10 protein-coding genes are annotated in these 12,414 nt (G+C 72.4%); 3 read left to right on the forward strand and 7 right to left on the reverse strand.

Annotated features, from left to right (window positions below):
- Positions 1-33 precede the first annotated feature (33 nt).
- Positions 34-981: an SDR family NAD(P)-dependent oxidoreductase gene (locus ACIA6C_RS13365; RefSeq protein ID WP_399275291.1), complete on the forward strand. Its 948-nt coding sequence runs from the start codon at positions 34-36 to the stop codon at positions 979-981.
- 33 nt (positions 982-1,014) lie between these two features.
- On the opposite strand, the gene ACIA6C_RS13370 is transcribed toward ACIA6C_RS13365, so the two are convergent.
- The 6 genes from ACIA6C_RS13370 to katG form a co-directional block, all read right to left on the reverse strand.
- Entirely contained in the window at positions 1,015-3,417 is a 2,403-nt protein-coding gene (locus tag ACIA6C_RS13370) for a glycoside hydrolase family 65 protein (protein ID WP_399275293.1), read from the reverse strand.
- Positions 3,414-4,157, reverse strand: a complete 744-nt coding sequence (locus tag ACIA6C_RS13375) for a beta-phosphoglucomutase family hydrolase (RefSeq protein WP_399275295.1) — start codon at positions 4,155-4,157, stop codon at positions 3,414-3,416. The genes ACIA6C_RS13370 and ACIA6C_RS13375 overlap by 4 nt, the downstream gene beginning before the upstream one ends.
- 114 nt (positions 4,158-4,271) lie before the next feature.
- Positions 4,272-5,744 (reverse strand): glucose-6-phosphate dehydrogenase, encoded by a 1,473-nt coding sequence (gene zwf / locus ACIA6C_RS13380; RefSeq protein WP_399275297.1) that lies wholly within the window; start codon positions 5,742-5,744, stop codon positions 4,272-4,274.
- An 11-nt stretch (positions 5,745-5,755) separates the two neighbouring features.
- Positions 5,756-6,799 (reverse strand): phosphogluconate dehydrogenase (NAD(+)-dependent, decarboxylating), encoded by a 1,044-nt coding sequence (gene gnd / locus ACIA6C_RS13385; protein WP_399275299.1) that lies wholly within the window; start codon positions 6,797-6,799, stop codon positions 5,756-5,758.
- Between the two features lie 267 nt (positions 6,800-7,066).
- Positions 7,067-7,648 (reverse strand): RNA 2',3'-cyclic phosphodiesterase, encoded by a 582-nt coding sequence (thpR, locus tag ACIA6C_RS13390; protein WP_399275301.1) that lies wholly within the window; start codon positions 7,646-7,648, stop codon positions 7,067-7,069.
- 194 nt (positions 7,649-7,842) lie between these two features.
- Entirely contained in the window at positions 7,843-10,032 is a 2,190-nt protein-coding gene (katG, locus tag ACIA6C_RS13395; RefSeq protein ID WP_399275303.1) for a catalase/peroxidase HPI, read from the reverse strand.
- Between the two features lie 383 nt (positions 10,033-10,415).
- Between katG and ACIA6C_RS13400 the strand changes: the two genes are divergently transcribed.
- The gene (locus ACIA6C_RS13400) at positions 10,416-10,823 is read left to right on the forward strand and encodes a hypothetical protein (protein WP_361135425.1); all 408 of its coding nucleotides are present in this window, start codon (positions 10,416-10,418) and stop codon (positions 10,821-10,823) included.
- Between the two features lie 120 nt (positions 10,824-10,943).
- Positions 10,944-11,396, forward strand: a complete 453-nt coding sequence (locus tag ACIA6C_RS13405; RefSeq protein ID WP_399275305.1) for a hypothetical protein — start codon at positions 10,944-10,946, stop codon at positions 11,394-11,396.
- Between the two features lie 105 nt (positions 11,397-11,501).
- On the opposite strand, the gene ACIA6C_RS13410 is transcribed toward ACIA6C_RS13405, so the two are convergent.
- On the reverse strand, positions 11,502-12,356 hold the full coding sequence (locus tag ACIA6C_RS13410; RefSeq protein ID WP_399275307.1) for a YhjD/YihY/BrkB family envelope integrity protein: 855 nt from the start codon (positions 12,354-12,356) through the stop codon (positions 11,502-11,504).
- Positions 12,357-12,414: the final 58 nt, after the last annotated feature.

Consider the following 12,414-nt stretch of genomic DNA (forward strand, 5'->3'; position numbering starts at 1 on the left):
GGCGGCCGCCGCCCACCGCGAGGGAGTTCCGCCATGCCGTCCACGTCCTCCACCCCCTACTGGGACGTTCACCGGCCACCGGCCGCCCACGACAAGGTCGTCCTGGTGACGGGCGGCAACGCCGGCATCGGGTACTTCATCGCGGAGCAGCTGTCGGCCGGCGGAGCCACCGTCGTGCTGGGCAGCCGGAACCCCGCGAAGGCGCAAGCCGCCGCGGCCTCGATCCGCGTCCGGGTCCCCGGCGCGCGGGTGCGGACCGTACGGCTCGACCTCGCCGACCTCCCGTCGCTGCGGACAGCGGTGGAAGCACTGGGCACCGAACGCCTCGACGCGGTGGTCCACAACGCCGGTGTCGCGTTCGACGACCCGCCGCGCAGGCAGACGCCCGAGGGCCACGAGCTCATGTTCGCCACGAACCACCTCGGCCACTTCGCGCTGACCCACTGGCTGATGCCCCTGTTGTCGGGCGCACCCGCGGCCCGCATCGTGACGATGGGCAGCTTCGCGGCGAAGACCGAGCGGCTCGACCTGGACGACCTGCAGTCCCGGAACGACTACGCCCCCAAGCGCACCTACGGGCGCTCCAAGCTGGCGCAGATGTACTTCGGCATCGAACTCGACCGCCGCCTGCGCGCCGTGCGCAGCGCGGTGGCGAGCGTCGTGGTGCACCCCGGTGGGGCGCTGGACTCCCTGACCCCCTCACGGCCGCCCGTGCACGTGCGGACCCGCGGCGCACGGCTGCGCGGGGCGCCGGCCTCCCTCGTCGTCCAGGGCAAGGACGCCGGCGCCTGGCCGGCCGTCCGGGCGGTGCTCGATCCGCAGGTGCGCGGAGGCGAGCTGTGGGGCCCCCGCGTGTTCGGCTTGCGCGGCCGGCCCCGGCGCGAACCAGTGTGGAGCCACCTGGCCGACGCCTCCGCCGCGACGGGGCTGTGGGAGGCGAGCCGTGACCTGACCGGCGTCGACCCCGCGCGCCTTCCGTGAAGCACGCGGGAGCCCTCCGGGCCCTGCCGCGCCTCAGGTTCCGGGGGCGCGGCCCTTGGGCTGGCGCGGTTCGGGGGAGTCGGGCGCCGGAGGCACGGGGAGCTCGGTCGGCTGGCCCACGGTGAGCCCGACCGGGCTGCCGTGGTGCAGCACGGTGAGGGGTCCTCCGGACAGGAGCGTGTAGCGGACCGTCGCCTGGCCGATGTCGACGCGGATCCGGCGCTCCCTGACCCGGACGTTGAAGGCCAGCCGGGTCAGCGAGGTCGGCAGGCGCGGGGCGAAGCGTACGAGGGTTTCCGTTTCCCCGGCCTGCGGACTCCCGGTCTGCTGGTCCTGCGGGCGCCCGGCGGGGGCGGGACGGATGCGGCGCAGCCCGCCGAGGCCCTGGACCAGTGCGATCCAGGTACCGGCGAGCGAGGCCATGTGGAGGCCGTCGCGCGTGTTGTGTTCGAGGTCGTCCAGGTCCATCAGCGCCGCTTCGCGGGTGTAGGCCCAGGCCAGGCGCAGGTGGCCGGTCTCGGCGGCGAGGACGGCCTGGCAGCAGGCGGAGAGGGAGGAGTCCCGGACCGTCAGCGGTTCGTAGTACGCGAAGTTGCGGACCTTCTCCTCGGCCGTGAACTCGTCCGGGCAGGTGAACATGGCCAGGACCAGGTCCGCCTGCTTGACGACCTGCTTCCGGTACAGGTCGAAGTACGGGAAGTGCAGCAGCAGCGGGTACTGCTCCTCGGAGGTGCTCTCGAAGTCCCAGGGTTCCTGGTCGGTGAAGCCGAGGGCCTGTTCGTGCACCTGGAGCCGCTGGTTGTAGGGGATGGCCATCCGGGCGGCGGTGTTGCGCCAGTCCGCGATCTCCTCGGCGCCGACGCCGAGGTCCGGTGCCCGGTCCGGGTGGTGCGAGGCGGCGTAGGCCGCGGCGAGCAGGTTCCGCCGGGCCATGGCGTTGGTGTACAGGTTGTCCCGGGCGATGGCGCTGTACTCGTCGGGGCCGGTGACCCCGTCGATGTGGAAGACGCCGTCGGAGTCGAAGTGGCCGAGCGAGCGCCAGAGCCGTGCGGTGTGCACCAGCAGGTCGAGTCCCGGCCCGCGGTAGAAGTCCCGGTCCTCGGTGGCGAACACGTACCGCTCGACGGCCGCGGCGATGTCGGCGTTGACGTGGAAGGCGACGGTCCCGGCGGGCCAGTAGCCGGAGCATTCGGCGCCGTTGATCGTCCGCCAGGGGAACGCGGCCCCCTCCAGACCGAGTTGGCCGGCGCGTTCCAGTGCACTGGGGAGTGTGGAATGCCGCCATGCGAGGGCGGAGGCGACGGTGTACGGCGCGGTGTGCGTGAGGACGGGCAGGACGAAGGACTCGGTGTCCCAGAAGGCGTGGCCGTCGTAGCCGGTGCCGGTGAGGCCCTTGGCCGGGATGGCGCGCCGCTCGTTGCGCGCGGCGGCCTGGTAGAGGTGGAAGAGGGCGAACCGGACGGCCTGCTGGACCTCTTCGTCGCCCTCCACCTCCACGTCGGCGCAGGCCCAGAACTCGTCCAGGCACGCCCGCTGTGCGTCGAGCAGTCCCTGCCAGCCGGTGGTCCGCGCCCCCGCCAGCCCGCCCTCCACCTGGTCCCGTACGGCGGGCAGGGACCGCTGCGCCGACCATCCGTAGGTCACGAACTTGACGAGTTCGAGCCGTTGCCCGGGTTCGAGGGTGGCGGTGACGGTCAGACGGGCGACGTCCGGTTCGCTCTCCGCGGCCCACGCGGTGCCGGCGGGGCCCTCCACGATGTGGTCGGCCGCCACCGCGACGCGCTGCCCGCTGGTGGCCGTGCAGTGGATGAGGCGCAGCCGGGTGTCGTGCGCGTAGTGCTCCTCGGGGAGCAGCGGGGAATCGATGGCGGCGGCCATGCGCGGGTCGCCGGAGACGACGGGCAGCTGCTCGTTGGCGACGAGTTCGGACTGCACGGCGATGGTGGCCGGGCCGTCGACGGCCTCGACGGTGTACGAGATCGCCGCGACGGCCCGCTGCGCGAGGGAGACGATGCGGTGGGAGGTCAGGCGTACGGTCCGGCCGGAGGGCGTGGTCCACTCCGCGGACCGGCCGAGGACGCCGGTGCGGTAGTCCAGGACGCGCTCGTGCGAGACCAGTTCGCCGTAGCGCAGGTCGAAGGGGTGGTCGTCGACGAGCAGCCGGATGACCTTGCCGTCGGTGACGTTGATGGTCGTCTGCCCGGACTCCGGATACCCGTACCCGGCTTCGGCGTAGGGCAGCGGATGGCTCTCGTACACGCCGTTGAGGTAGCAGCCCGGCAGGCCGTGGGGCTCGCCCTCGTCCAGGTTTCCGCGCCAGCCGAGGAGGCCGTTGGACAGGGCGAACACGGATTCGCTCTGCGCGAGGACGTCGAGGTCGAGGGTGGTCTCCCTCAGCTGCCAGGGCTCGGTCGCGAAGTTCTCGTGAGTGATCATCCGCGGTCCAGCAGCTCGGCGAGATCGGTGACGACGACGTCGGCCCCGTGCGCGCGCAGTTCGTCCGCCTGGCCGGTGCGGTCGACACCGACGACGAAACCGAAGCCGCCCGCCTTGCCGGCGGCCACCCCGGCCAGCGCGTCCTCGAACACCGCGGCATCGTGCGGGTCGGTGCCGAAGAGGCGGGCGGCCGCCAGGTAGCTGTCGGGGGCGGGCTTTCCGCGCAATCCCTGCGCGGCGATGGTGAGGCCGTCGACCCGGTCCTCGAAGAGGTCCTCGATGCCGGCCGCCACCAGCACGTCCCGGCAGTTGGCGCTGGAGGAGACGACGGCCCGGCGCAGCCCCGCGTCGCGCACGGCGCGCACGTAGTCCACGGAACCCTCGTAGGACTCCACCCCCTGCTCGCGGATGGCACGGAGCACCAGGTCGTTCTTGCGGTTGCCCAGCCCGTGCACCGTCTCCTGATCGGGGCCGTCGCCGCTCGTGCCCTCGGGCAGTGTGATGCCGCGGGAGGCGAGGAAGGTGCGAACGCCGTCCTCGCGGGGACGGCCGTCCACGTACTCGTCGTAGTCGTGCACGGCGTCGAAGGGTACGAAGGCCGAGCCGTCGCGGTCGGCCCGCCGGCGCAGGTAGTCGTCGAACATCTCTTTCCAGGCGGCCGCGTGGACCTTCGCGGTCCGGGTGAGGACGCCGTCGAGGTCGAACAGGCAGGCGCTGACGTGGTCGGGGAGTCCCAGCATGCCGTCGAGGCTAGGAGCGGACGGCGGCCGCTGCGCCCCGCGGCGCCCGTAGGAGGAGTGCGGTCCCCCGTACGACTGAGGGGGTGTGGCGTTCGGAGCAGCGCGCCCGCCGCCTCACCGCGGCTCGGCCCGGCGCCGTTCGGGCAGGTGCCACCGGTAGGGGGCGACGAGGGACGCGATGCCCTCGGGCCCCCAGGATCCGGGGGCGTACGGGGCGACGGGCGGGGGCGCGTCCAGCAGCGGGGAGGAGACCTCCCACAGCCGTTCGATGCCGTCGGAGCGGGTGAAGAGGGACTGGTCGCCCAGCATGGCCTGGAGGATGAGGTGCTCGTACGCCTCCAGGGCGTTGTCGGTGGTGAAGGAGCTGCGGTAGCCGAAGACCATGTCGGCTTCGGCCAGTTGCATGGACGGGCCGGGTTCCTTGGCGAGGAACCGGGCGGTGATGGAGCCCGGGTCGGCGAAGTCGATGACGAGTTCGTTGGCGCGGCCGTCGGCCGCCTCCCGGGCGTCCAGGGGGAACATGCGCAGCACGGGCTCGCGCAGGCCGAGGGTGACGACGTGCCGGCCCTCGGCCAGCGCTTTGCCCGAACGCAGGTGGAAGGGCACACCGGCCCAGCGCCAGTTGTCGATGTCGACGCGCAGCGCGACGAAGGTCTCGGTGTCGGAGTCCGCGGCGACGCCCGGCTCGGCGCGGTAGCCGGTGTACTGGCCGCGCACGACGTGCGCCGGGTCCAGGGGCCGCATGCTGCGGAAGACCTTGACCTGCTCGTCCCGGAGCGCCTGCGCTTCGAGGGCGACCGGAGGTTCCATCGCCACGAAGCCGAGCAGCTGGAACAGGTGCGTGACGACCATGTCGCGGAAGGTGCCGGTGCCCTCGAAGAAGTGGGCGCGGCCCTGGATGTCGATCTTCTCGGGCACGTCGATCTGCACGTGGCTGATGTGGTCGCGGTTCCAGAGCGGCTCGAAGAGACCGTTGGCGAACCGGAGGGCGAGGATGTTGTCCACCGCCTCCTTGCCGAGGAAGTGGTCGATGCGGAACACCCGGGACTCGTCGAAGACGGCGTGGACGGCCTCGTTGAGCGCGCGGGCCGACGCGAGGTCGGTCCCGAAGGGCTTCTCGACGATGACGCGCGCGTCCTGGGCCAGGCCCGAGGCCCCGAGCAGTGCGACGACTGAGGTGAACGCCACGGGCGGGACGGCGAGGTGGAACAGCCGCCGCGCGGTGCCGCCGACGGCCTGCTCTGCTTCGTGGACCGCCGTCACCAGCGGCTCGGGGGCGTCCGGGTCGGCCGCGCCGAAGGAAAGGGCGGCCTCGAACTCCTGCCATGCGGGGCCCTCGGGGCGCGAGCGGCCGAATTCCGTCACCGCTTGGCGCGCGTGGGCGCGGAACTGCTCGTCGCTCAGCGCCTCGGCGGCCGGCGCGGAGCCGACGATGCGGTAGCGCTGCGGCAGGAGCCCCGCCTTGGCGAGGTGGAACAGGCCCGGCAGCAGTTTGCGCCTGGCCAGGTCGCCCGTCGCGCCGAAGAGCACGACGACGTGGTTCGCCGGGCGCGGCCGGGGCCGGTCCGCGGTCTGGGCCGGTTCCATGGCGGGCCTCCTCACGCGTCCGCGCCGGAGCGCTTCTCGGCATGGCCGCCGAACTCGCTGCGCATGGCGGACAGCACCTTGGCGGTGAACTCGCCGAGCCCCCGGGACTCGTAGCGCTGGAAGAGGGCCGCGCTGATGACGGGGGCCGGGACGCTCTCCTCGATGGCGGCCAGCACGGTCCAGCGCCCTTCCCCGGAGTCGGACACGCGGCCCGTGAAGTCGTCCAGCCGCGGTGAGCGGGCCAGGGCGTCGGCGGTGAGGTCGACGAGCCACGAACCGACGACCGACCCGCGGCGCCACACCTCGGCGACCTCGGCCACGTCGATCTCGTAGCGGTAGGCCTCGGGGTCGGACAGGGGGGCGGTCTCGGCGTCGGCGGTACGCGTGCGAAGGCCGGCGTCCGCGTGCCTGATGATGCCGACGCCCTCCGCGATGGCAGCCATCATCCCGTACTCCACCCCGTTGTGGACCATCTTCACGAAGTGGCCGGCGCCGCTCGGCCCGCAATGGAGGTAGCCGTGCGGCGCGGTGCCGTCGGTCCGGGTACGACCGGGGGTGGGTTCGGCGCTGCCGGTACCGGGCGCGATCGTGCGGAAGAGCGGGGAGAGCCGTTCGACGGGATCCCGCTCACCGCCGATCATGAGGCAGTAGCCGCGCTCCAGGCCCCAGACTCCGCCCGAGGTGCCGCAGTCGACGTAGTGGACGCCGTGCTCGGCGAGGGCCCGGGCCCGGGTGATGTCGTCCCGGTAGTACGAGTTGCCGCCGTCGATGACCGTGTCGTCGGGGTCGAGGAGCCCGACCAGCCGGTCCAGGGTCTCCTGGACCACGCCCGCCGGCACCATGAGCCACACGGCCCGGGGCCGCTCCAGCCGCTCGACGAGCTCCTCCAGCGAGAACGCCGGCGTCGCGCCGTCCGCCTCCAGCGCCCGTACGGCATCGGCGCTGACGTCGTGGACCACGCACCGGTGGCCGTCCCGCACGAGCCGGCGCACCAGGTTGGCACCCATCCGGCCGAGACCGACCATCCCGAGCTGCATGGGTGCGTCCGATGCCATCGCCGTTCTCCCGTTCTCCCGTTCCCGGCCGCCGCTCCGCGAGCCCGCGTGCGCGCGGCCGGCGCCCGTACGGCCCTTGGCCCCGCCCGCCCCACTCTGCCCGGCCGCCCCGCCCCCGGCACCCGGAACTGCGCCACTCGGCCCCGTCGGCGGTCCCGGGCCACGGGCGGCGGGCGGCGACCGGAGGCAGGGCGCGTCCGCCGTCGTACCGTTCATGATCGACAGCACCGGCCTCACCGTCGAGCAGCCGGCCGGCGCCTGGCGGCCTCAGCGCCCGCGCAGGTCCCACGCTTCGATGTCGCGGTAGTGGATCGGCCCGGGTCCGCGGCCGATGTTGCTGCCGACGAGGTGCAGGCGTCGGGCCTGCCACCGGCGGCCGGTGAACGCGGCCAGTTCACCGGCGGCCTTCACCACGCTGTGGGGGTCGTCGCGGCGGGCTCGGGCCAGGGTCAGATGGGGGCGCAGGGGCCGGTCCTCGAAGGCGATGCCGCACTCCCTGACCGCTCGGCGGACTTCGCCGGTGAGCCGGTGCAGCCCTTCGAGGTCACCCTCGAGCCCGCTCCACAGCACCCGTTCGTCGAAGTGCCCGCTGCCGTGCAGCGCCAGTTCCACCGGCGGGCTCACGGCGGCGAGTTCCCCGAGGGGCGGCCGCAGGAGCGGGACGGCGGAGACGGGGAGCTCGCCGAGGAACGCCAGGGTGATGTGCCAGTCCTCGATGCGGTTCCACCGCATCCTCGGGTACGCCGCGTAGGCGGGCCGCAGCTCGCGCGCGAGTTCTTCCTTCGCGTCGTCGGGCGGGGCGAGCGCTATGAACACGCGCACGGTCGAGGGCTGGATCTGTTCCTTCACGAAGGACTTAGTACACCACGGCCGGCCCCCTCGGCGGGGAGGGGGGAGGGCAGGAGGAGCACCTGCTCCCGGCCGGCCCCCCCTCAAGACCCGGCCGGACCGATCGACGCCGGCCGCGCGACGGTCCGGCCCGATCGACGCCGGCAGCGCGACGGTCCGGGCCGGCTGACGGCGGCCGGCCCGGACCACCGGGCTCAGGCGAGGTCGAACCGGTCGAGGTTCATCACCTTGTCCCAGGCGGCGACGAAGTCGCGTACGAACTTCTCTCCCGCGTCCTGGGACGCGTAGACCTCGCAGACGGCCCGGAGCTGGGAGTGCGCACCGAAGACGAGGTCGACGGCGGTGGCGGTCCACATCGTCTTGCCCGTGGCGGCGTCCCGGCCTTCGAAGACGTTCTCCGTGGAGGTGGAGGCCTTCCACTCCGTGCCCATGTCGAGCAGGTTGACGAAGAAGTCGTTGGTCAGCTTGCCGGGCCGGTGGGTGAAGACCCCGTGCTGGGACTGCCCGAAGTTGGTGTTCAGGACCCGCATGCCGCCGATCAGGGCCGTCATCTCCGGGGCGGTCAGTGTCAGCAGGTTGGCGCGGTCCAGCATGAGCGTCTCCGGCGACAGCTTCTCCCCTTCCCGCAGGTAGTTGCGGAACGCGTCCGCCTTCGGTTCGAGGACCGCGAACGACTCCACGTCGGTCTGTTCCTGCGATGCGTCCGTGCGCCCCGGTGCGAACGGCACCGTGACGTCGTACCCGGCGTCCTTCGCGGCTCGTTCGACGGCCGCGCAGCCGCCGAGGACGATCAGGTCGGCGAGCGAGACCTTCTTCCCGCCGGACTGTGAACCATTGAAGTCCTGCCGGATCTGCTCAAGGGTCCGCAACGTCTCGGCCACCTCGGGCGAGTCGTTGACCTCCCACTGCCTCTGCGGCGCGAGCCGGATCCGTGCCCCGTTGGCCCCGCCGCGCTTGTCGGTGCCGCGGAAACTCGCCGCCGACGCCCAGGCGGTGGTGACCAGCTGGGGTACGGACAGCCCGGAGGAGAGGATCCTGTCCTTGAGGTCGGCGACGTCCCCGGCCGAGACCAGCTCGTGGTCGACCTCGGGCACCGGGTCCTGCCACAGCTGCGGCTCGGGGATCCACGGGCCGAGATAGCGCGAGAGGGGCCCCATGTCGCGGTGCAGCAGCTTGTACCAGGCCTTGGCGAAGGCCTCCGCGAGCTGGTCCGGGTTCTCGTGGAAACGCTTCGCGATCGGCCCGTAGACCGGATCCACCTTCAGCGCGAGGTCCGTCGTCAGCATCATGGGGGCGTGCCTCTTCGACGGGTCGTGGGCGTCGGGCACCGTGCCCTGCGCCGACGGGTCCTTGGGGGTCCACTGGTGGGCGCCGGCCGGGCTCGTCGTCAGCTCCCAGTCGTACGTGAACAGGTTGTCCAGGTACCCGTTGTCCCACTTCGTGGGCGCGGAGGTCCAGGCACCCTCCAGCCCGCTCGTGAGCGCGTCGGCGCCCTTGCCGCTGCCGTACGTGTTCTTCCAGCCCAGGCCCTGCTGCTCGATGGGGCAGCCTTCGGGCTCGGGGCCGATGTACTCGGCGCTGACCGCACCGTGGCACTTGCCGAAGGTGTGGCCGCCGATGATCAGGGCGGCCGTCTCCTCGTCGTTCATCGCCATGCGCCCGAACGTCTCGCGGATGTCCCTGGCGGCGGCCATCGGGTCCGGGTTGCCGTTGGGACCCTCGGGATTGACGTAGATCAACCCCATCTGCACGGCACCGAAGGGACCGGTGAGCTCCCTGTCGCCGCTGTAGCGCTCGTCGCCCAGCCAGGTGTCCTCCGGCCCCCAGAAGATCTCCTCGGGTTCCCAGACGTCCTCGCGCCCGAACCCGAACCCGAACGTCTTGAACCCCATCGATTCCATCGCGCAGTTGCCGGCGAAGACCAGGAGGTCGGCCCACGAGATCTTCCGGCCGTACTTCTGCTTGACGGGCCAGAGCAGCCGACGGGCCTTGTCGAGGCTCGCGTTGTCCGGCCAGCTGTTGAGCGGGGCGAAGCGCTGGGCGCCGGCGCCACCGCCGCCCCGGCCGTCGGCGATGCGGTACGTGCCCGCGGAGTGCCAGCTCATCCGGATGAAGAGCGGTCCGTAGTGGCCGTAGTCGGCGGGCCACCAGTCCTGCGACGTCGTCATCACGTCGAAGACGTCCTGCTTGAGCGCGTCGAGGTCGATCGTCGCGAACTCCGCCGCGTAGTCGAAGTCCGCGTCCATCGGATTGGACAGGGGCGAGTGCTGGTGGAGCACTTGAAGGTCCAACTGGTTCGGCCACCAGTCCCGGTTCGACCGGGGTCGAGTCGGCGTGGGGGTCGGGGAGGGGATTACCGGGTTCTCGCTTTCGCTGCCGGACACGTCCGTCCTTCTTCCTGTCTCGGAGTTTCCTTGTGCTGGCTGCTTGCTTGTGACGTCGGGTGCCCGCCGGATGCCGAGCAATGCGACCCGGGCGCCGTGGAGCCCCGCCAGCTGGAAACGCCTCACCAGACCCGCGCCAGTCGACGCGGGGGCTAGACCGGCCGGCGAGAGACCCATCCTCACGCACCGCCGCCGCCCGCCACCTGCTCGACACGGCCGCGCACCGGCTGTTCCTCAAGCCGGCCCGGCCGTGGACGGGAGGGCCGGGGAATCGGCCGGGCGGGCGGACCTACGGCGTGGACGCGCGCCCGGCCGTGGCCGCGTCCAGGACAGTGGCAGGGGGCCGGCCCCGGCCCTTGAACCCCGAGGTATCGGAGGAGCCGGTGACGGCCGAGAGCATGACCGGTCCGGAGCTCGCGGAGAGCCTGCTCCAGGACACGGACGACGAGAGCGTCCGGGCCGCGACGCGTCTGCTGGGCGCCCACGACAACGGCTTCTGGCTGCGGCGCCTGATGGAGGACCGGACGCTCGAAACCGCCGCCGACAGACCGCTGGTCAAGCGGTCCGGCGCACACCGCTCGGTCGACTGGGACGCGCTCGGCCGCCTCATGCTCACCCTGGGGTGGTCCCGTCGTGCCTCCAGGAGCGAGGTCGCGGTGCTGGAGGTGGCGGCCTCCCTCGTCGGGGGGTGCGCCGTCCGGCTCCGGCAGGTCATCGAAGCGCTCGACGGAGCGGAGTTCCGGCTCGTCCTGCGGGCCATGGAGGAGGCGGCCTCCGGCAGGACCCCCTGACCGGCGGCCCCCCGGGAATGTCACCCGAATGGACGCGCTCCGGTGCCCTCGCCGTCCCTCCCGCCGGATGCTGATCCCGGCGCCAAGGTTCCGGCGCACCGCCCGATGAAGGAGTTTGTCGTGGCACAGCCTTCGACCCCCGAATCCCCCGCACGCGCCCCCCGCGGCGGTGATCTCTACAGCGGCCGCGGCGCCTGGGCGGCGGGCGGCACCCTGTTCGCAGGAGTCCTCCTCCTCGTGGACGGCATCCTCGGCATCATCAAGGGCATCGCCGGCCTCGCGAAGGACGACGTCTACGCACGCCTGGGCGACTACGTCTTCAAGTTCAACCTGACCGCGTGGGGCTGGATCCACCTCATCCTGGGCATCATCCTCGTCGTCGTCGGCGCCGGACTCCTCAAGAGGGTGCTCTGGGCGCGGGTCGCGGGTGTGGTGCTGGCCGGACTCGGCATCGTCCTCGACTTCATGTGGATGCCGTACACACCGGTCTGGGCGATCATCTCGATCGCGATCGGCGTGTTCGTCATCTGGGCCCTGTGCAACACCCCGCACAGCCACCCGTCGGCCGTCTGAGTTCGAACCCTCAACCGCTTCGGGGACCACCCGGTACGACCGGGCGGTCCCCGAACACCGCGCGCCACGGGTCCACCGGGGACGGAGTCGGACACCGCGGGTCGCTCAGGCCCCGTCGTCACGGCCCGCCGGCGTACGCAGCCAGCGGGCGGGCAGCGGTTCGTGAGCCACCACGTACCCCACCGAGATGGCCAGCGTGATGACGACGAAGAACGCGATGAGCCAGGACAGCAGGACGAACACCGAGCCCAGCCCGCCGAACTGCTGCATACTGCGCTCCACGGCGTGGGGCACGTAGATCTTCGATGCCACGGAAAGCAGCTGGCCCCCGGTCCCGGCCAGCACCGCCCCGGGCAGCAGCGGCAGCCACCCCACTCGGCCTCCCGACAACAGGTGCGGGGTCCACCACCACAGCAGGCTGCTGCTGACCAGCGCCACGAGGAAGCCGACCGCGAGCCCCGCCCCGAACGCGTTCTGCACGGGACCCTGGAACAGCAGGGCCCCCAGCCAGACGACGAGCCACGCCGGCCACCGCCAGGCGGCCGGCCGCGCCTTCGCCTGCGGCAGGTGCCAGGACCGCTCGCAGGTCTTCTGCAGGGCGCGGCTGCAAGCGGTCGCCGACAGCAGCGTCACCAGGATCCCCACCCCGCTGGTGCCCGCCAGGGCCGCGGGGTCCGTGGCCGCGTACACCGCACGCACCTGGTCCAGTGCGGCGCCGCGCAGGCCCACCGCCGTACGGATCGAGGAGACCAGCTCCTCCTGGACCCAGTCGGGCGCCACGGCCGCCACGACGAAGATCGCCGGCAGCGCCCCCAGGAAGGCCTGGGCCGCCAGCCGGGTCGCGCAGTCGAGGACCCGTACGGCCGCGAGCTGCTCCAGCAGCCGGCCCAGCAGCGGGGTGTGCCTGCGCATCCAGCCCGGCACGGCGAGCCGGCGCGTGCCGGGCTGCGGTTCGGGCACGGGAGGCGCTCCTCACGAGCGGGTGTGCGACGGTGGCCGACCCACTCTCCCAGGAACG

This window comes from Streptomyces sp. NPDC051578, assembly GCF_044454045.1.
GTDB lineage: Bacteria > Actinomycetota > Actinomycetes > Streptomycetales > Streptomycetaceae > Streptomyces.

What these genes read in the sequence shown, in the direction of transcription:
- zwf (WP_399275297.1), bottom strand. Translation starts at nt 5,744, where the DNA reads ATGGAACCGGCCCAGACCGCGGACCGGCCCCGGCCGCGCCCGGCGAAC.
- ACIA6C_RS13375 (WP_399275295.1), bottom strand. Translation starts at nt 4,157, where the DNA reads ATGCTGGGACTCCCCGACCACGTCAGCGCCTGCCTGTTCGACCTCGAC.
- ACIA6C_RS13370 (WP_399275293.1), bottom strand. Translation starts at nt 3,417, where the DNA reads ATGATCACTCACGAGAACTTCGCGACCGAGCCCTGGCAGCTGAGGGAG.
- gnd (WP_399275299.1), bottom strand. Translation starts at nt 6,799, where the DNA reads ATGGCATCGGACGCACCCATGCAGCTCGGGATGGTCGGTCTCGGCCGG.
- ACIA6C_RS13365 (WP_399275291.1), top strand. Translation starts at nt 34, where the DNA reads ATGCCGTCCACGTCCTCCACCCCCTACTGGGACGTTCACCGGCCACCG.